The sequence below is a fragment of the Achromobacter pulmonis genome (genome assembly GCF_002885955.2).
Classification (GTDB): domain Bacteria; phylum Pseudomonadota; class Gammaproteobacteria; order Burkholderiales; family Burkholderiaceae_B; genus Achromobacter; species Achromobacter pulmonis_A.
In genome coordinates this window covers 52,030-70,608 of record NZ_POQS01000006.1, presented here as the reverse complement: position 1 = coordinate 70,608, position 18,579 = coordinate 52,030, and the positions used below count along the sequence as shown (strand labels likewise).

Sequence of the window (18,579 nt, the reverse complement as noted above, 5' to 3'; positions counted from 1 at the left end):
TCATGCCTAGTCTTCAACGCGGTTGGAATTCATCTTCCCGGCCTTCATACGGTATACGCACGGGCGCCGGCCTGGCCGTTCTTGCGCTTCATGCAGCGGTCGTCGGCGCCATCTTCCTGATGCCCGAGGACGCTCCCAAACTGGAGGAGTCTGAGGCGATCATGGTGAGCGTGGTGGAAGCGCCCGTTCCGCAGATGGCCAAGGCCGAGCCGGTGCCCGAGGTGCCGCAACCGGTGGTCGAAACGCCCCCCGAACCGGAGCCCGAGGTCGAACCCGAGCCCGAGCCTGAACCCGAGCTCAAGCCCGAGCCGGAACCCGAACCGGAGCCCGAACCGGAGCCCGAGCCGGTGGTCGAAAAGCCGGTCGTCCCGGCGCCCAAACCCAAGCCCAAACCCAAACCGAAGCCCAAGCCCAAGCAAGAGGTCAAGCCCGAGGTCAAGCAGCAGCCCAAGCCGGAAACCCCGCCGCAGCAGACGCCGCCCAGCGGCCTGCCGGAAGGCACCCAGGCGCCGCAGGGGCCGCAGCAAGGGCCTCCGCCGGATCAGCCGGTGCTGGTTTCCAGCATCGAATTCCGGGGCTCGCGCCAGATCCCCAACTACCCCATGATGTCGCGCCGCATGCGCGAAGAGGGGCGGGCGGTGGTGCTGGTGGAGATCAATACCCAGGGCCTGGTCGAGCGCGTCAGCCTCGACAAGTCTTCGGGCCATCCGCGCCTGGACGAGTCGGCGCTGGCAGCCGCCCGCAAGGAGCGTTTCAAGCCTTATACCCGCAATGGCGTGGCCTATCCCGCCAAAGCCAAGATTCCGTACGATTTCGTCATGAGGAACTGAGATGTCCAACGCACTGCATAGCGCCACGCTGGTGGCTCAGGCGACCACCAGCCCGGCTGCAGCGCCGGCTGCCGCCGCGCCCGCCGCCGCCGCGGCTCCCCAGGCCGCTCCGGCCGTCGGCGAAGCGGTCCAGCAGGCCGCCGGCGCGCTCCAGCAGTCGGCCGACGCGCTGCACGGCGCCGCGGCCGCGCTGCCCACCCCGCCGGCGCCGATCGCCACGCCCGACATGGGCTTTCTGCACTTCGTCGCGCAAAGCGACTTCGTCGGCAAGAGCCTGTTCATCATCCTGATCCTGATGTCGCTGGTGACCTGGTACCTGATCCTGGTCAAGGCGGCCAGCAACGTCGCCATGCGCAAGCGCGCGGCCGACTTCCTGAACAAGTTCTGGAACGCCAGCTCGCTGGAGCAGGTCGAAAACGAAATCGTCACGCACGGCGCGCGCGATCCGTTCTCGCACCTGGCCAGCCACGCCATGCATGCGCAGGCGCACCACAACAAGTTCGGCGCGACCAAGCTGGAAGAATCCGGCAGCAACTCCGACTTCGTCACCCGCACCATGCGCAAGGTGATCGACGAGGAAACCGCCAAGCTGGAAAACGGCCTGACCGTGCTGGCCTCGGTGGGCTCGACGGCGCCTTTCGTCGGCCTGTTCGGCACCGTCTGGGGCGTGTACCACGCGCTGGTCGGCATCGGCCTGTCCGACGGCGTGACCATCAACCGCATCGCCGGTCCGGTGGGCGAGGCGCTCATCATGACCGGCCTGGGCCTGGCCGTTGCGATTCCCGCGGTGCTGGCGTACAACACCTTCGTGCGCAACAACCGCGTGTTCCTGTCGCGCCTGGACGCCTTTGCGCATGACCTGTTCGCGTTCCTCACCACCGGCCAGCAAGTCGAGCTGTCCGACGGCAAGGTGCGCGCCCTGCGCCGCCAGAGCGGCGGCGCCCAACGCGGGAGCGAATAATGGCCTTTGGCAGCTTCGAGGGCAAAGGGTCCGGAAGCCACACGGTTTCCGAGATCAACATGGTGCCCCTGATCGACGTCATGCTGGTGCTGCTGGTGATCTTCATCATCACCGCGCCGCTGCTGGCGCACTCGATCAAGATCAACATGCCCCAGGTGGCCGCCGAGCAGATCGAAGAGGAGCCCAAGACCGTGGACCTGGCCATCGACGCCGGCGGCGCGCTGTTCTGGGATGAAAAGCCGGTCAACATCGACGACCTGCCCAACCGCTTCAAGGCGATCGCCGGCACCAAGCCGCAACCCGAGATCCGCATCCGCGCCGACCAGAACACGCGCTACGAAGTCCTGGCCAAGGTCATGGCTTCGGCGCGCCGTTCGGGCATGTCGCGCATCGGGTTCGTCACCACTCCGCCGTCGGGCGGCGCGGCGCCGGCCGCGGCCGAGGGCGCTCCGGCGCCGTCCGCGCCCTGAACGCATTCCGGCCCGGGGGCGCAGCCGGCGCCCCCTTCGCGCCGGGATCGCGCTAGAATCGCGGCATGCGAGTTCTGGTAATCGAAGACGACACCACCCTGGGCCACGCGCTCCAGGAATTTCTGGCCGACCAGGGATATGCGGTCGACTGGCTGACCGATGGCGACCGTGTCCTGGGCGCCCTGGCGGGCCAGCCGTATGACCTCCTGCTGCTCGACCTCAATCTCCCGGGCATGAGCGGGCTGGACGTGCTGCGCCAGCTGCGCCAGGACGGCAACCAGGTTCCCGTGCTGATCCTCACCGCCCGCGACGGCCTCGACGACCGCGTCGCCGGCCTGGACGCCGGCGCTGACGATTACGTTACCAAGCCTTTCGAACTGCCCGAGCTGGCCGCGCGCGTGCGCGCCTTCGGCCGGCGCCGCGCCGGGCAGGCGCAGCCGCTGATCGAGGTCGGCCCGCTGGTGTTCGACACCGTCGGGCGCGAAGTCCGCGCCAACGGCCAGCGCCTGTCGCTGTCGGTGCGCGAACTCTCGGTGCTGGAAATGCTCATGGCCCGCGTCGGCCGCGTCGTGACCAAGCGCCAGATCGTGAATTCGCTTTCCGCCTGGGACGCCGATTTCAGCGAGAACGCCGTCGAAGTCTATGTGTACCGCCTGCGCAAGCGCCTCGAAGGCACCGGCGCCAGCATCCAGACGGTGCGCGGCTTTGGCTACATGCTGGATGTCGAAACGGTCTGAAGGCCCCGCGGCCCGGCATGCCGGCCGAGCGCATTCCGCCGCCTGAGCAAAGGCACCGCGCATGACGCAGGAACGTCCTCCCAACGCCGCCCCGCCCCCACGCCCCTTGCTTCCCTCGCGTTCGCTGGCGCGGCATCTGGTCATCCGGCTGATGCCGCCGATCCTGCTGCTGGTGCTGCTGGACCTGGCGGCGACCTGGGTCATCACCCACAAGATCGACATGTCGCTATGGATGCTGGAAGATTTCTTCTGGCTGATGGTGGTGGGGCAGATCGCGCTGATCGCCCTGTTCACCTGGGTGGTGGTGCAGGGCGTGCGGTCGGGGCTGCGCTCGGTGAACCACCTGTCCGAAGAAATCCGGCAGCGCTCCATCGACGATATGCAGCCGCTGGAAGTGGGCGGCGTGCCGGTGGAGATCGAACCGCTGGTCACCCATACCAACGACCTGCTGCTGCGCCTGGACGCCTCGCTGGCGGCGCAGCGGCGCTTCATCGGCCATGCCGCGCACCAGCTGCGCACCCCCTTGTCCGGCCTGCGGCTGGAATCCGAACTGATGCTGGCGCGGCCGCTGCCCGACGACGTGCGCGCCCGCGCCGAGCGCATCAAGGCCGTCAGCGACCGCATGATCCGGCTGGGCCAGCAGTTGCTGGTGCTGGCCCGCGCCGACCCCAATGCCCGCCCGCAGGACAGCTTCGTGCGCATCGACCTGTGCGAATGGGTGCGGGCGCACGGCGCCGAATGGTTTCCGCGGGTGCGCGAGGCGCACTATGAGCTGGACCTGGTGGCGCCCGACGCGCCCATCTGGATCGACGCCGATCCCTTGCTGCTGGCCGAACTGCTGGGCAACCTGATCGACAACGCCCTGCGCTACGGCAACGCCTCCGGCCGCATCACGCTGATCGTCGGCGCCAACCCGCCGTCGCTGACCGTCGAGGACGACGGCCCGGGCATACCGCCTGAGGAGCGCGACCGCGTGTTCGAGGCCTTCTACCGCTCGCCGACCGCCACGGCCGGCGGCTCCGGCCTGGGTCTGGCCATCGTGCGCGAGATCGCGCACGCGCACGGCGCCTGGTGGAAGCTCACCAGCCGCCCCGATTTTTCCGGCACGCGGCTGTCCGTCGTGTTTCCCGGCCCCCGCAAAGGGGCCCAACTCACTCGTCAAGAACCTACATCATGAGCCAGGATTCCGTCGGCGCAACCGCTCCCAATGGCGCACATCCCGGCGGCGCGCATGCGCCATCGTCGCGGGCCGCGCTGATCCTGGGGGCGCTGGGCGTGGTGTACGGCGACATCGGCACCAGCCCGCTGTACACGCTGCGCGCCTGTCTCACGGGGCTGAGCGTGCATACCGACCTGGAGCCGGCGCACCTGCTGGGCGTGCTGTCCATCCTGTTCTGGATGCTGATGGTGGTGGTGTCGTTCAAGTACGTGACGCTGGTGCTGCGCGCCGACAACCGCGGCGAGGGCGGCACGCTGGCGCTGCTGGAGCTGGCGGTGCGGGCGCGCGAGGGCAAGCTGCGCTGGGTGCTGATCGTGCTGGGGATCTTCGGCGCCGCGCTGTTCTACGGCGACAGCATGATCACGCCCGCCATCTCGGTGCTGTCGGCGCTGGAGGGCATCGGCATCGTGTCGCACCAGCTCGACGACTGGGTCGTGCCGCTGGCGCTGGTGGTGCTGGTGGCGCTGTTCGTGATCCAGTCGCACGGCACCGGCGCGATGGGCAAGCTGTTCGGGCCGGTGATGCTGCTGTGGTTCGGCACGCTGGCCGCGCTGGGCGGCTGGCAGGTGTGGCAGACGCCCGAGGTGCTGGCCGCGCTCAACCCCATGTGGGGCCTGCGCTTCATCGTCGAATTCCCCTGGATCAGCTTCGTGCTGCTGGGCGCGGTGGTGCTGGCGCTGACCGGCGCCGAGGCGCTGTACGCCGACATGGGCCATTTCGGCCGCCCGGCGATTCGCCGCGCCTGGTTCAGCATGGTGCTGCCCGCGCTGACGCTGTGCTATTTCGGCCAGGGGGCGCTGCTGCTGCGCGATCCCAGCGCCATCCGCAATCCGTTCTTCATGATGGCGCCGGACTGGGGCCTGGCGCCGCTGGTGGCGCTGGCGACGGTCGCCACCATCGTCGCCTCGCAGGCGGTGATCTCCGGCGCCTATTCCGTGACCCGCCAGGCGGTGCAGCTCGGCTTCTGGCCGCGCATGCAGATCCTGCACACCTCGGCGGTCGAGAAAGGCCAGATCTACCTGCCGCAGGTCAACGCGCTGCTGCTGTGCGCGGTGCTGGTGCTGGTGCTGCTGTTCCAGAACTCCGACAACCTGGCCGCGGCCTACGGCTTTGCGGTGACCGGCACCATGCTGACCACGTCGGTGCTGGCCTTCGCGGTGCTGCCGCGCGGCAGCACGGGGCTCAAGCGCATGCTGTGGTTCACGGTGCTGGGCCTGCTGCTGCTGTTCGACGTGCTGCTGTTCTCGGCCAACGTGTTCAAGATCCACGAGGGCGGCTGGCTGCCGCTGGTGGTGGCCATCGTGGTGTTCACGCTGATGATGACCTGGCGCCGCGGCCGCCGGCTGCTGGCGGACATGCAGCAGCGCGACCGCCAGCCGCTCAAGGAGTTCATGGCCCAGCTCGAGGAATACCCGCCGTCGCGCGTGCCCGGCACCGCGATTTTCATGACCATGAATTCCGGCAACGTGCCGCCGGCGCTCTTGCACAACCTCAAGCACAACAAGGTGCTGCACGACCACGTGCTGTTCCTGACCATCCTGGTGGCCGACGTGCCCTACGTGTCGCAGGAAGAGCGCCTGAGCGTGCAGAAGATCAGCGCCTCCAGCTGGCAGGCCACCATCACCTACGGCTTCAAGGAAGATCCCGACGTGCCGGAAGGGCTGCGGCTGGTGGCCGAGGCCTATCCGGAGATCGACCTGGAGCCGATGCGCACCTCGTTCTTCCTGTCGCGCCAGACCGTGGTGGCGGCCAAGAAGCCGGCCCTGTGGCGCTGGCGCCGTGCGGTGTTCTCCTTCATGGCGCGCAATTCCACGCGCAGCACCAAGTTCTTCAAGATCCCCGCCAACCGCGTGGTGGAGATGGGGATGCAGGTGGAGTTGTAGGCCGGGATGCGCGCGGAACCCGCCCGCCGCCGCCGGACCAAAAAAAAACCCTCCGAAAAGTTCGGAGGGTTTTTTGTTTTGCCGGCTGGCGCCGATTACTTCTTCTTGGCGTCCTTCAGCTGGGGCAGGGAGGTGCCCGACGAGGCCAGCAGGCCGGTCTTCACGTAGGTGAACAGCTTCTCGCGCGTGTCGACGATGTCGAGGTTGCGCATGGTGAGCTGGCCGATGCGGTCGGCCGGGGTGAAGGGGGCGTTTTCCACCTTCTCCATGGACAGGCGCTCGGGCGCGTAGGTCAGGTTGGGCGATTCCGTGTTCAGCAGCGAGTAGTCGTTGCCGCGGCGCAGTTCGATGGTGACTTCGCCGGTGATGGCGCGCGCCACCCAGCGTTGGGCGGTTTCGCGCAGCATGATGGCTTGCGGGTCGAACCAGCGGCCCTGGTACAGCAGGCGGCCCAGCTTGCGGCCGCTTTCGCGGTACTGCTCGATGGTGTCTTCGTTGTGGATGCCGGTGACCAGGCGCTCGTAGGCGATGAAGAGCAGGGCCAGGCCCGGGGCCTCGTAGATGCCGCGGCTCTTGGCCTCGATGATGCGGTTTTCGATCTGGTCGCTCATGCCCAGGCCGTGGCGCCCGCCGATGCGGTTGGCTTCGAGCATCAGCTCGACCGGGTCGGCGTACTCCACGCCATTGAGGGCGACGGGCTGGCCTTCCTCGAAGCGCACCGTGACTTCCTCGGCCTTGACGGCCACGTCGTCGCGCCAGAAGGCCACGCCCATGATGGGCTTGACGATGCGGATGCCGGAGTTCAGATGCTCCAGGTCCTTGGCTTCGTGGGTCGCGCCCAGCAGGTTGGAGTCGGTGGAATAGGCTTTCTCGGCCGACATCTTGTAGTCGAAACCGGCCTGGCGCATGTACTCCGACATTTCCGAACGGCCGCCGAGCTCGTCGATGAAGCGCTGGTCGAGCCAGGGCTTGTAGATCTTGAGGTCGGGGTTGGTCAGCAGGCCGTAGCGGTAGAAGCGCTCGATGTCGTTGCCCTTGAAGGTGCTGCCGTCGCCCCAGATGTTGACGTCGTCTTCCTTCATGGCGGCCACCAGCATGGTGCCGGTGACGGCGCGGCCGATGGGCGTGGTGTTGAAGTAGGTGATGCCGGCCGTCGAGATGTGGAACGCGCCCGATTGCAGGGCGGCGATGCCTTCGGCCACCAGCTGCGCGCGGCAGTCGATCAGGCGGGCCTTTTCGGCGCCGTAGGCCATGGCCTTGCGCGGGATTTCATCGTAGTCGGACTCATCGGGCTGGCCCAGGTTCGCCGTGTAGGCGTAGGGAACGACGCCGTTGTTGCGCATCCACAGGAGCGCTGCGCTGGTGTCGAGGCCGCCGGAAAAGGCGATGCCGACCTTCTGGCCGGTCGGAAGGTTCGGGAGGATAGTAGTCATTGTTCGAGATGAGACGCCAACAGGACTTGGACAGGCTTGGGCCGCAGCCGGCCGCCAGACAGAAGAATCTGGCGGCTAGTTTAACTCTTTTAACTCTTTTGGCCTGGCGCGCGCGGCGCGAACAGCGCCGCCACCCCGAGCTGGCGGATCAGCTGCGCGGTGGCGGCGGCCAGGCGCGTGGCCGGCCGGTGGCGGGCGCTGGCCAGCACCAGGTCGTTGGTGATCGTGGGACTGTGGATGTCGCACAGCGACAGCGCATGCTCGGCGGCCGGGCCGCTTGCGGCCGAACGCGGCAGGATGGCGTAGGCGTCGCCCTGAGCGGCCAGCTCGACGATGGTCTGCACGGCGTCGACCTCGACGGCGATCGTCAGGCGCACGCCCTGGGCGCGGCACACGCTCTCGACCAGCGTGCGGATGGCGTTGGGCAGGCTGGGCACCACCAGCGGATAGTCGCCCAGCCGCGCCACGGCCACGCGCGCCGGCAGGGGCGGGCGGTGGCCGGCCGCGGCCACCAGCACCAGGTCTTCGCGAAACAGCGATTCGTAGCCCAGCTGGGGCGAGGCGGCCGGATCGTAGAGCAGGGCCAGGTCGACCCGCCCGGCCAGCAGCCATTCGCGCACCTGGGCGCTCAGGCCTTCGGCCACGGCGATGGAGGCGTCGGGAAAATCGCGGCGGAAGGCCTGCACCAGCGGCGGCGTCAGCACCCGCGCGATGCGCGGCGGCAGGCCCACCACCACCTTGCCGGTGGGCGTTTCGCGCAGGCTTTGCAGGTCTTCCTTGGCGCGTTCGGCCAGGGTCAGCAGGGCGCGGGCGTGTTCCAGGAAGCGCAGCCCGGCCTCGGTGGGCTCGGCGCCGCGGCCGTTGCGATACAGCAGATGCTGGCCCAGCTCCAGTTCCAGCAGGCGGACCTGGCGGCTGAGCGTTGGCTGCGCCACGTCCAGCATTTCGGCCGCGCGCGAGAAGCTGCGCCTTTCGGCCACGCGCAGAAAGTACTCGATCTGCTTGAGATCCATGGATATGCCAAAAATCTATATCTGAAATCAAAGATATAGCATTGTTTGGCGGCCGGCAATTCACCACCATGAGGCTTTCCCACACAGGAAGCCGCCGTGCCCGATTGCCGTCCTCCGCTCGCCTCGCCGTCCCGCCCAAGCCATGCGCTGCCGCCGGGGGCCTGCGACGCGCATTGCCACGTGTTCGGGCCGGCCGCGGTGTTTCCGTATGCCGAGGGCCGTTCCTATACGCCGCCGGACGCGCCTTACGAGGCGATGGCGGCGCTGCATGCGCGCCTGGGCGTGGAGCGGGCGGTGCTGGTGCAGGCCAATTGCCACGGCGCGGACCACGGCGCGCTGCTGGACGCGCTGGCCCGCAGCGGCGGACGCTATCGCGGCGTCGCGCTGCTGGGCGCGCACGCCACCGGCGAGGAGGTGGCGCGCCTGCACGCGGCGGGCGTGCGCGCCGCCCGCTTCAACTTCGTGCCGCACCTGGGCGGCGCGCCCGACCCTGCCGTCTTCGACCATGTCGTGAAGCTGATCGCGCCGTTGGGCTGGCATCTCTGCCTGCATCTGGACGGGGCCATGTTGCCCGGCCTGCTGCCGCGCCTGACCGCGCTGCCGCTGCCCTTCGTGATCGACCACATGGGCCGGCTGAAGGCGGCCGACGGACTGGCGTCGCCGGCGATGCGGGCCATGCTGGCGCTGGCCGAGGTGCCGCAGGCCTGGGTCAAGGTGTCGGGCATAGACCGCATCGCCTCGGGCCGGCGGCCGTACGCCGAGGGCCTGCCCTTCGTGCGCGCGCTGGCCGAGGCCTTGCCCGATCGCTGCCTGTGGGGCACCGACTGGCCGCATCCCAACGTGGCCGGCGACATGCCCGACGACGGCGAGCTGGTGGACCTGCTGTTCCAGGCCTGCCCCGACGCGGCCTTGCGCCGGCGCATCCTGGTGGACAACCCGGCGCGGCTGTACGGATTCGAGCCGCCGCGCGAACGATAAGAAAATTCGATTCAAGGAGACATCATGTTCAAGAAAATACTGTGCGCGGGCCTGCTGGGCCTGGCGGCGCTGGGCGCGGCCCGGGCCGAGGGGCCGGTGCGCCTGGTCGTCGCGTTTCCGCCGGGCGGGCCGGTCGATCTGGTGGGCCGGGTGCTGGCCGAGCAGCTGGGCAAGGAGCTGGGCCAGCCGGTCATCGTGGAAAACCGCGCCGGCGCCAACGGCAATATCGCGGCGGCCTATGTGGCCAAGGCGCCGGCCGACGGCTCGGTGCTGTTCCTGACCAGCGTGGGCGCGGTCGCCATCAGCCCGGCGCTCTACAAGGACCTGCCGTACGACCCGGCGCGCGATTTCGCGCCGGTGTCCAAGGTGGTCAACAACGCCACGGTGTTCGTGGCGAACCCGTCCAATCCGGCGGCCGACGCGGCCGATTTCGTCAAGCGGTCGCAGGCCGCGACGCAGGCCGTGGCGATCGGCTCCTCGGGCATCGGCAGCATTCCGCACCTGACGCTGGAGATGTTCGCCGACGCCAGCCGCGCAAACGTCCTGCACGTGCCGTACAAAGGCGCCGCGCCGGTCATCAACGACGTGATGGGCAACCAGGTGGCGGGCTTCTTCGGCGACGTGCCCGGCCTGATCGGGCATATCCAGGGCGGCAAGCTCAAGGCGCTGGGAATCGCGGCGCCGACGCGCCATCCACTGCTGCCGCAGGTCAGGACGCTGGCCGAGCAGGGCATCGCCGGGGTGGAGTCCAACAACTGGTATGGCCTGGTCGCGCCGGCCGCCACGCCGCCGGCCGTCATCGAGCGGCTGAACCAGGCCGTGCGCGCCGCGCTGGCGACGGAGAGCGTGCGCGCCCGGCTGGAGAAGTTCGGCGCCCAGCCCGCGCCCGGCACTCCCCAGGAACTGGCCGCGCTGATCGCGTCCGACCGCGAGAAATGGACCGCGCTGATCCAGCGCAAGAACATCCGTCCGGAGTGAAGCCATGAGCGCAAGCCGAGTCGCGCCCGTGGCGCCGGGCGCCCGTCCCGAACTGGCCGCGCTGGAGGCGCGCATCGCCGCCGCGCGCGGCCGCATTTCGCCGCTGTACCAGGTGCTGCTGAACAGCCCCGCCGTGGTCGAGGGCTGGGAGGCCATGCTGACGGCCATCCGCCAGAAGACCGCGCTGCCGCCGCGGCTGCGTGAGCTGATCATCCTGCGCGTGGCGACCCTGAACGGCGCGCCCTACGAGTTCGAGGCGCACGTGCCGCACGCGCTGGCCGCGGGCATGCCCCAGGCCCTGATCGACGCATTGCGCGAGGGGCCCGCGCCGGCCGGACTGCGCGGCCTGGAGCCGGGCGAGGCCGAGGTGCTGGCGCTGACCGACGCCATGACCCGCGATATCGAAGTGCCGGACGCCGTGTTCGCGCCGCTGCGCGCGCGCTGCGACGATACGCAGCTGGTCGAGCTGACGGCGACCGTCGCCGCCTACAACATGGTGTCGCGCTTTCTGGTGGCGCTACACGTCGGACATTGAAAAGGAGAGCAAGGTGCAGGAACAGGTGATTCTGGTCTCGCTGGGCGCGCGCAGCGACGAGCCGCGCGCCCGCGAATTCATGCGCACGCTGACGCGGGGCCTGGCAGGCGTGCACGCCCGCGGCTATGCCGCCGTGGAAGAGGACGAGACCTACATCTATCTGCGCGGGCCGGCCGCCGTGCTGACCGAGGTCCGCGCCCGGCTGGCCGAACATTTCCCGGCGTTGCGCGTCCGCGTGCTGAATCGGACGCTGGAATTGGCCGGGGCGTCGGCGGGGCAGGACGCCCCGTGGCACTACATCGTCGAGACCGACGTGCGGCCCGAGGCCGAAGCGGACCTGAACGCCTGGTACGACCAGGAGCATCTGCCGGGCCTGGCGGCGGTGCCGGGCACCGTGCGCGCGGTGCGCTACGAATGCCGCGACCAGCCCCCGCGCTATCTGGCCTGCTACGACCTGCACACGCGCGAGACCTTCGGCAGCCCGCCGTGGCTGGCCGTGCGCGCCAGCGACTGGAGCAGCCGCGTGCGGCCGTCGTTCATCAACACGCGCCGCACGATGTTCCGCAGGATTTTGTAGGATGGGTGCAGCGCGGCAGTTCCTGGGCAAGAACTCAAGTTCCCCGCGCGCGTAACCCATCGGCCGGCGCGAGCCGGCGCCCGATTACTCCACCTGCCCCAGCAGCAGGAACTCCATCAGCGCCTTCTGCACGTGCATGCGGTTTTCCGCTTCGTCCCAGACCACGCTTTGCGGGCCGTCGATGACTTCGCCGGTGACTTCCTCGCCGCGGTGGGCGGGCAGGCAGTGCATGAACACGGCCTGGGGATCGGCCACCGCCATCATGTCGGTGTCCACGCACCAGTCGGCGAAGGCGGCGCGGCGCTCTTCGTTTTCGGCTTCATAGCCCATGCTGGTCCACACGTCGGTGGTGACGAGGTGGGCGCCCTTGCAGGCTTCCATGGGGTCCTTGAACTGGCGCAGCACCGTGGCCGGCGGCGTGCCGATGCGGGCGGCTTCGAGCTCGTAGCCGGCCGGCGTGGACACGTGCAGCGTGAAGCCCAGCATTTCGGCGGCCTGCAGCCAGGTGTAGGCCATGTTGTTGGCGTCGCCCACCCAGGCCACGGTCTTGCCGGCGATCGAGCCGCGGTGCTCGATGTAGGTGAAGATGTCGGCCAGGATCTGGCAGGGATGGAATTCGTTGGTCAGGCCGTTGATCACGGGCACGCGCGAGTGCGAGGCGAAGCGCTCGATGCGGGTCTGCTCGAACGTGCGGATCATGACGATGTCGACCATGCGCGAAATCACGCGCGCGGTGTCCTCGATGGGCTCGGAGCGGCCCAGCTGCGAGTCGTTGGAGGTCAGGTTGATGACCGAGCCGCCCATCTGGTACATGCCGGCCTCGAAGGACACGCGGGTGCGCGTGCTGGCCTTTTCGAACACCATGGCCAGCGTGCGGTCGTGCAGCGGCATGTGGGGTTCGTAGCGCTTGAACTTGTCCTTGATCAGCCGCGCGCGTTCCAGCACGTAGGCGATTTCGGCGGACGAGAAGTCCTTGAACTGCAGGAAGTGCCGCAGGGGGCCGTTTTGGGTCGTGGGAGGAGTCATGGTGATGTCGCAGGTCATTGGGCCCGGCCGGGCAAGGCCCGGGCGGGGCGTTGATTATGATTGTTCGGCCAGGAAATCCCGGATGAGGGGAACCAGGATGGCGACGATGCGGTCGGCCTCGTCCTGGTTGAGGATCAGCGGCGGCAGCATGCGGATGACGCGGTCGCGCGTGACGTTGATGAGCAGCCCGGCCTGCATGGCGCGCATGGCCAGCACGCCACAGGGGCGGGCCAGTTCGATGCCCAGCATCAGGCCGCGGCCGCGGATTTCGGTGACGCCGGGTGTGCCGGCAAGCTCGCGGGCCAGGGCGTCTTTCAGGTGGGCGCCCACGGTGTGGGCGTTTTCCAGCAGATTTTCGGATTCCAGGGCGTCCAGCACCGCCAGCCCGGCCGCGCACACCAGCGGGCCGCCGCCGAAAGTGGTGCCGTGGGTGCCCGGGGTGAGCACGCCGGCGGCGGGTCCGGCGGCCAGCATGGCGCCGATGGGCACCCCGCCGGCCAGGCCCTTGGCCAGGGTCATCACGTCGGGCCGGATGTCGGCCCACTGGTGGGCGAACCACTTGCCGGTGCGGCCGATGCCGGACTGGACTTCGTCGATCATCAGCAGCCAGCCGCGCTCCGTGCACAGGCGGCGCAATGCCTGCAGGTAGGCGATGTCGGACGGGCGGATGCCGCCTTCGCCCTGCAGCACCTCCAGCAGCACCGCCACCGTGCGCGGTTCGGCGTCGCCGGCGGCGCGCACCGCGTCGAGCTGGTTGTACGGCACCTGGATGAAGCCTTCGGGCAGGGGGCCGAAACCCTTGCGCGCCTTGTCGCTGCCGGTGGCCGCCAGCGTGCCCAGCGTGCGCCCGTGCCAGGACGAGTCCATGGTGATGATGTGGGCATGCGAGTTGCCGCGCTGGTAGGCGTAGTAGCGGGCCAGCTTGATCGCGGCCTCGTTGGCCTCGGAGCCGCTGTTGTTGAAGGCCACTTCCTGCATGCCGGACAGTTCGGCCAGGCGGGCCGCCAGCGCGGTCTGCTGCGGGATTTCGTAGATATTCGAGGTATGGATGAGGCGGGCGGCCTGCCCGGCGATCGCGGCCACCAGCGCGGGGTGGGCATGGCCCAGGCAGGACACGCCGATCCCGGCCAGCGCATCCAGGTACTTGCGACCCTCGGCGTCCCACAGCCAGACGCCCTGGCCGTGCGTGAACGATACCGGCAGCCGGGCATAGATGTTGGCCAGAGGCGAGGTCATTGCGGATCCTCCTGGGTAAGGCGGGGCGATTCGAGGGGCAGGTGGGCGCAAGTCGGGGTCGACTCGCGACCGGGCTTGCGGCCGGCCTTCCAAAACCCGCCTTTCTCCTGGGAAATCGGCGTTTTAAGGAGGGCAAAGGATCAATCATATACAATTCGCGGCGCAGGGCGCATGTTTGATCACGCCGAAGATCCGGCTTTCGTGAAGGGCGCGCTGTAGTGAAGAACTCATGGCAACTCGCGTCAGACAATTCGTAATTCATGGCGTTACCGAAAGCGGTAGCCGCTTCCGCCCCAGCGACTGGGCGGAACGGCTCGCCGGCGTAATGGCACAATTCCGCCCCGCCGGCTGTGCCGGTAACCACCTCACTTATTCGCCCTATGTGCTGCCGGTCGTGATCGACGGCGTGCGCGGGATCGTGGTCGACCAGCGGCTGCGCGACCTGGAGCCGCTGGCGTACAAGTTCGTGGTGGATTTCGCCCACGACAACAAGCTCAAGACCGAAGAACGCGAAATCTAGGTCCCCACACCAAAAAAGCGCCCCAGACCGGGCGCTTTTTCATTGGGCCGCCCGCGTTCAGGCGCCGTAGCGGTCGAGGATCTTGCGGATATCGCGCTCTTCCGGGGCCGCGCTCAGCAGCGCGCGGGCGGTGACGGCCTCCAGGTGGTGCTCCAGCAGGCGCAGCACCCGCCGTTCGTCGCGCGCGCGCAGGCCGGCCACGATTTCGCGGTGCTCGCTCACCGCGCATTCGCTCGAATGCGGCCGGCCGTAGAGGGCCAGGATCAGCGAGCAGCGCGACACGGTCTCGTTGACGTAGCGCGCAAATACGGCATTGCCCGACAGCTCGGCCATCAGGATGTGGAATTCGCCCGAGAGGCGGATCGATTCGTTGACGCTGCGCCCGCGGGCTGCTTCTTCCAGCGCCAGGTGGCGCTCCAGCCGCGCCAGGCCGGCCTCGTCGATGTGTTGCAGCAGCCGGCGGGCGACGTCGCGCTCCAGGCAGCGGCGCGCCTCGAAGATGTCGTGCGCCTCTTCCAGGCTGGGGCGCGCCACCGCGGCCCCGCGGTTGGGGCGCAGGTCCACCAGCCCTTCGCTGAACAGGCGCGTCAGCACGCTGCGCACGATGGTCCGGCTGACGCCGTAACGTTCGCCGATGATGTCCTCGGGCAGCTTGTCGCCCGGCAGCAGCGCCTGCTCGATAATGGCCCGGCGCAAATTTTTGTATACGATTTCGTTGCGATTGGCGGGGGCGTCTGCCGGCGCGGGGGAGGTCATGGTGGGGTCGGCTCCTGGGCCGGCAACGCGGGCCGGCCCGGAAAGAATACTACAACGGCGGATCAGGGTTAGCGATAGCTGGCTGCGGCAGTGCCAGGCTATACATCGCCGTCCAAAAATCGTATACATTTATTTATACAAAAACTCAGGCCCGATCATGTCCGCAGCCCCCGATACCGCCACCCCGCCAGCCGCCGCGCCCCGCCGGCTGCTGGTGGTCAACGGCAACACCACCGCCGACCTCACCGCCAGCCTGGCCGGCCAGGCCCGCGCCTTCCTGGGCGAGGCCGCCCAGGTCCACGCCGTCACGGTCGGATTCGGCCCCGCCTACATCGCCAGCCGGGCCGAGGCGGCCATCTCCGCCCACGCCGTGCTCGAAACCGTGGAACGCCAGTTCGCCCAGGCCGCGCAGCCGTTCCATGCCTGCGTGCTCGCCTGTTTCGGCGAACCCGGCATCGGCGCGGTGCGCGAGCGCGTGGACGTGCCCGTGGTGGGCATGGCCGAGGCCTCCATCATGAGCGCCATGCAGCGCGGCGATCGCTACGCCATCGTGACGGTGGGCCAGCGCTGGCCCGCCATGCTGCGCGAACAGATCCGCCAGCTGGGCGTGGAGGCGCGCTGCGCGGGCATCCTGGCCCTGCCGGGCCATGCCCTGGATTACGCGTCGCGCACGCCGCAGTCGGCGCAGCGGGTCAGCCAGGCGCTGGACGCCGCGGTGGAGCAGGGCGCCGACGTGGTCATCGTGGCCGGCGCCGCGCTGGCCGGCTACCTGCCCGGCCTGCCGCGCCAGCCGCAAGTCCCCATCATCGACTCCTACCGCGCCGCGCTGGCGCAGGCGCTGGCCCTGGCGTCCCTGGAACGGAAGTAGAACCATGCAGAACGCCACCCTGTTTACCCGCGTTCGCCCCGCCGGCGGCGAGATGACTTCCGTGCTGGTGCGCGACGGCCGCATCCACGCCCTGGGCGGCCCCGCCCCGCAGGGCGTGCCCGTCGTCGATGGCGGCGGCGCGCTGCTGCTGCCCGGCCTGATCGACGCCCACGCGCACCTGGACAAGACCCTGTACGGCATGCCCTGGTACCGCAACGAGGTGGGCCCGCGCCTGATCGACCGCATCGAAAACGAACGCGCCGCAAGGCGCGAACTGGGCCTGGACCCCTGCCGCCAGGCCGCCCGCCAGATCGTGATGTCGATCGCCGACGGCACCAGCCACATCCGCTCGCACGTGGACGTGGACACCGACCTCGGGCTGGCCGCCATCGAAGGCGTGATGCGCGCCCGCGAGCAGTACCGCGACGCCATCGACGTGGAAATCGTCGCCTTCCCGCAAAGCGGCCTGCTGATCCGCCCCGGCACGCTGGAGCTCATGGACGAGGCGCTGCGCATGGGCGCCGAGGTGGTGGGCGGGCTGGACCCCGCAGGCATGGACCGCGACCCCAAGGGCCATCTGGATGCGCTCTTCGGCCTGGCCGAAAGGCACGGCAAACCCATAGACATCCACCTGCACGAAGCCGCCGAACTCGGCGCCTTCACCATGCAACTGACCATAGACCGCGTGCTGGCGCTGGGCATGCAAGGCAAGGTCACGCTGTCGCACGCCTTCTGCCTGGGCATGCCCGACACCCAGGCCGTGCAGGCCCTGGCCAACGGCCTGCTGGAAGCCGGCATCCGCATCGTCACCACCGGCTCGGCCTCGCGCCCCGTCCCCAGCGTCGCCCGCCTGCACGCCGCCGGCGTCACGGTAGGCACCGGCAACGACGGCATGCGCGACACCTGGGGCCCCTACGGCAAGCCCGACATGCTGGAACGCGCCATGCTCGTGGGCCTGCGCAACAACTTCCGCCGCGACGACGAACTCGAACTGGCCCTGCACACCGCCACCTACGGCAACGCCCGCGTGATGGGGCTGAAAGACTACGGCCTGGCCCCGGGCTGCCACGCCGATTTCGTGCTGGTGGACGCCGAAACCGTACCCGAAGCCATCGTCGCCCGCCCACAACGCAAACTGGTCGTAAAGCGCGGCCAAATCGTCGCCCGAGACGGCCAGGCGCTAGCCAAGGCGCCGTAGACAAAAAGGCCGGCCCTAAAAAACAAGGCCGGCCAGAAAATCACTTTAGCGATTCATGAAATCACGAGTGTGATTAAAGCCATCACTTGGCGTACACCAGATCCCGTAATCCCAGCGACAGCCCCGGCCAGTAAGTAATCACGAGCAGGCAGACCACCACCACCCCCACGAACGGAATCAACGGCTTGATCAACCGTTCGAGAGGCAGCTTGGCCACCGCGCACGCCGCGAACAGATTCACCCCGAACGGCGGGGTAATCATCCCCAGCGCCAGGTTCACCACCATGATCACCCCGAAGTGCACCGGCTCCACCCCGAACTTCAGCGCCACCGGCAGCAAGAGCGGCGCCAGCACCACGATGGACGCCGAGGTCTCGATGAACATGCCGATCAGGAACAGCGCCGCATTCATGCCCATCAGGAACGTGAACTTGGTGTCGAAGATCTGCGCCAGCCACACGCCCAGCGCGTCCGGGATCCCGGCGCGATTCAGCAGGAAGCTGAAGACACCCGCATTGGCGATCACGAACATGATCACCGCCGTCGACACCACCGACTTGTGCAGCGTCTGCGACAACTGCCTGAAAGTCAGCCGGCGGTAGATGAACTTGCCCACCACCACCGCGTACATCACCGCCACCACCGACGCCTCCGTCGGCGTGAAGATCCCGCCGTAGATGCCGCCCAGGATGATGACCGGCATCAGCAGCGCCAGCCACGCGTTCTTGAACGCCGGCCACAGCGGCAGGCGGCCTTCGCCGTCGCGCTTGCCCAGGCCGTTGCGCTTGGCGTAGAGCCACACGTAGAGCATCAGCGCCGCGCCGATCAGCACGCCCGGCATCACGCCAGCGATGAACAGCTCGCCGGTCGAGGTGTCGGTGGACACCGCGAACAGAATCATCGGAATCGACGGTGGAATGATCACGCCCAGCTCGGCCGCGCTGGCCTGCAGCGACGCGGCGAAGGGCGCGGGATAGCCGTGCCGGATCATGGCCGGAATCAGGATCGCGCCGACGGCGAAGGTGGTGGCCACGCTGGAGCCGGCCACGGCGGCGAAGATCATGCAGGTCAGCACGCAGGTGCAGGCCAGCCCGCCCTGGATGCCGCCCACCACGCTCTTGGCGAACTCCACCATGCGTTCGGAAATGCCGCCGGCTTCCATCAGGTTGCCGGCCAGGATGAAGAAGGGGATCGCGACGAGCGGGTACTTGTCCAGCGCGGCGAACAATTGCTGGGCCACCACCAGCCAGGGCAGGTTGGCGGCGCCGACTCCCGCCAGGCTGGCCAGGCCGATCGACACGGCGACCGGCACGGACAGCCCGAAGAAAATCAGCATCGAGACAATCATGAGTTGGGACATA

Annotated in this window: 19 protein-coding genes; 13 read left to right on the top strand and 6 right to left on the bottom strand. The window is 68.6% G+C overall.

What is annotated here, in order from left to right:
- Positions 1 to 2: 2 nt before the first annotated feature.
- From C1I89_RS21810 to C1I89_RS21785, 6 genes are all read left to right on the top strand, one after another.
- The gene (locus C1I89_RS21810) at positions 3 to 830 is read left to right on the top strand and encodes an energy transducer TonB (protein WP_102774627.1); all 828 of its coding nucleotides are present in this window, start codon (positions 3 to 5) and stop codon (positions 828 to 830) included.
- A gap of 1 nt (position 831) precedes the next feature.
- On the top strand, positions 832 to 1,791 hold the full coding sequence (locus C1I89_RS21805) for a MotA/TolQ/ExbB proton channel family protein (RefSeq protein ID WP_102774626.1): 960 nt from the start codon (positions 832 to 834) through the stop codon (positions 1,789 to 1,791).
- The gene (locus C1I89_RS21800) at positions 1,791 to 2,261 is read left to right on the top strand and encodes an ExbD/TolR family protein (protein ID WP_102774625.1); all 471 of its coding nucleotides are present in this window, start codon (positions 1,791 to 1,793) and stop codon (positions 2,259 to 2,261) included. The genes C1I89_RS21805 and C1I89_RS21800 overlap by 1 nt, the downstream gene beginning before the upstream one ends.
- A gap of 65 nt (positions 2,262 to 2,326) precedes the next feature.
- A complete protein-coding gene (locus C1I89_RS21795; protein ID WP_102774624.1) occupies positions 2,327 to 2,998 on the top strand; it encodes a response regulator transcription factor in 672 nt (223 codons plus the stop codon).
- 61 nt (positions 2,999 to 3,059) lie between these two features.
- Entirely contained in the window at positions 3,060 to 4,175 is a 1,116-nt protein-coding gene (locus C1I89_RS21790) for a sensor histidine kinase (protein ID WP_102774623.1), read from the top strand.
- Positions 4,172 to 6,100: a potassium transporter Kup gene (locus C1I89_RS21785; RefSeq protein WP_102774622.1), complete on the top strand. Its 1,929-nt coding sequence runs from the start codon at positions 4,172 to 4,174 to the stop codon at positions 6,098 to 6,100. Before C1I89_RS21790 ends, C1I89_RS21785 begins: the two co-directional genes overlap by 4 nt.
- Before the next feature lie 95 nt (positions 6,101 to 6,195).
- Here C1I89_RS21785 and argG read toward each other — a convergent pair whose 3' ends face one another.
- On the bottom strand, positions 6,196 to 7,533 hold the full coding sequence (gene argG, locus C1I89_RS21780; RefSeq protein ID WP_102774621.1) for an argininosuccinate synthase: 1,338 nt from the start codon (positions 7,531 to 7,533) through the stop codon (positions 6,196 to 6,198).
- A gap of 89 nt (positions 7,534 to 7,622) precedes the next feature.
- The gene (locus tag C1I89_RS21775; protein WP_102774620.1) at positions 7,623 to 8,546 is read right to left on the bottom strand and encodes a LysR family transcriptional regulator; all 924 of its coding nucleotides are present in this window, start codon (positions 8,544 to 8,546) and stop codon (positions 7,623 to 7,625) included.
- 96 nt (positions 8,547 to 8,642) lie between these two features.
- Between C1I89_RS21775 and C1I89_RS21770 the strand changes: the two genes are divergently transcribed.
- Genes C1I89_RS21770 through C1I89_RS21755 form a run of 4 tightly spaced genes read left to right on the top strand, consistent with a single transcriptional unit; the run spans position 8,643 to position 11,614 of the window.
- Positions 8,643 to 9,524, top strand: coding sequence for an amidohydrolase family protein (locus C1I89_RS21770; RefSeq protein ID WP_102774619.1), 882 nt, complete (start codon positions 8,643 to 8,645; stop codon positions 9,522 to 9,524).
- Between the two features lie 24 nt (positions 9,525 to 9,548).
- On the top strand, positions 9,549 to 10,502 hold the full coding sequence (locus C1I89_RS21765) for a Bug family tripartite tricarboxylate transporter substrate binding protein (protein WP_102774618.1): 954 nt from the start codon (positions 9,549 to 9,551) through the stop codon (positions 10,500 to 10,502).
- Positions 10,503 to 10,506: 4 nt separating this feature from the next.
- Complete coding sequence (locus C1I89_RS21760; RefSeq protein WP_102774617.1) at positions 10,507 to 11,037, top strand: carboxymuconolactone decarboxylase family protein; 531 nt, start codon at positions 10,507 to 10,509, stop codon at positions 11,035 to 11,037.
- Between the two features lie 13 nt (positions 11,038 to 11,050).
- Positions 11,051 to 11,614, top strand: a complete 564-nt coding sequence (locus tag C1I89_RS21755; protein WP_102774616.1) for a DUF4286 family protein — start codon at positions 11,051 to 11,053, stop codon at positions 11,612 to 11,614.
- An 84-nt stretch (positions 11,615 to 11,698) separates the two neighbouring features.
- Here C1I89_RS21755 and argF read toward each other — a convergent pair whose 3' ends face one another.
- Both argF and C1I89_RS21745 read right to left on the bottom strand, forming a co-directional pair.
- Positions 11,699 to 12,640 (bottom strand): ornithine carbamoyltransferase, encoded by a 942-nt coding sequence (argF, locus tag C1I89_RS21750; RefSeq protein WP_102774936.1) that lies wholly within the window; start codon positions 12,638 to 12,640, stop codon positions 11,699 to 11,701.
- 54 nt (positions 12,641 to 12,694) lie between these two features.
- Entirely contained in the window at positions 12,695 to 13,876 is a 1,182-nt protein-coding gene (locus C1I89_RS21745) for an aspartate aminotransferase family protein (RefSeq protein WP_102774615.1), read from the bottom strand.
- A 229-nt stretch (positions 13,877 to 14,105) separates the two neighbouring features.
- Between C1I89_RS21745 and C1I89_RS21740 the strand changes: the two genes are divergently transcribed.
- Positions 14,106 to 14,396, top strand: a complete 291-nt coding sequence (locus C1I89_RS21740; protein ID WP_102774614.1) for a DUF3579 domain-containing protein — start codon at positions 14,106 to 14,108, stop codon at positions 14,394 to 14,396.
- A gap of 57 nt (positions 14,397 to 14,453) precedes the next feature.
- Here the strand turns inward: C1I89_RS21740 and C1I89_RS21735 are convergent, their stop codons facing one another.
- Positions 14,454 to 15,152, bottom strand: a complete 699-nt coding sequence (locus C1I89_RS21735) for a GntR family transcriptional regulator (RefSeq protein ID WP_102774613.1) — start codon at positions 15,150 to 15,152, stop codon at positions 14,454 to 14,456.
- Positions 15,153 to 15,309: 157 nt separating this feature from the next.
- Between C1I89_RS21735 and C1I89_RS21730 the strand changes: the two genes are divergently transcribed.
- A complete protein-coding gene (locus tag C1I89_RS21730) occupies positions 15,310 to 16,020 on the top strand; it encodes an aspartate/glutamate racemase family protein (RefSeq protein ID WP_102774612.1) in 711 nt (236 codons plus the stop codon).
- Between the two features lie 4 nt (positions 16,021 to 16,024).
- A complete protein-coding gene (locus C1I89_RS21725; RefSeq protein WP_102774611.1) occupies positions 16,025 to 17,218 on the top strand; it encodes an amidohydrolase family protein in 1,194 nt (397 codons plus the stop codon).
- Positions 17,219 to 17,300: 82 nt separating this feature from the next.
- On the opposite strand, the gene C1I89_RS21720 is transcribed toward C1I89_RS21725, so the two are convergent.
- On the bottom strand, positions 17,301 to 18,578 hold the full coding sequence (locus C1I89_RS21720) for a TRAP transporter large permease (protein ID WP_102774610.1): 1,278 nt from the start codon (positions 18,576 to 18,578) through the stop codon (positions 17,301 to 17,303).
- Position 18,579: the final 1 nt, after the last annotated feature.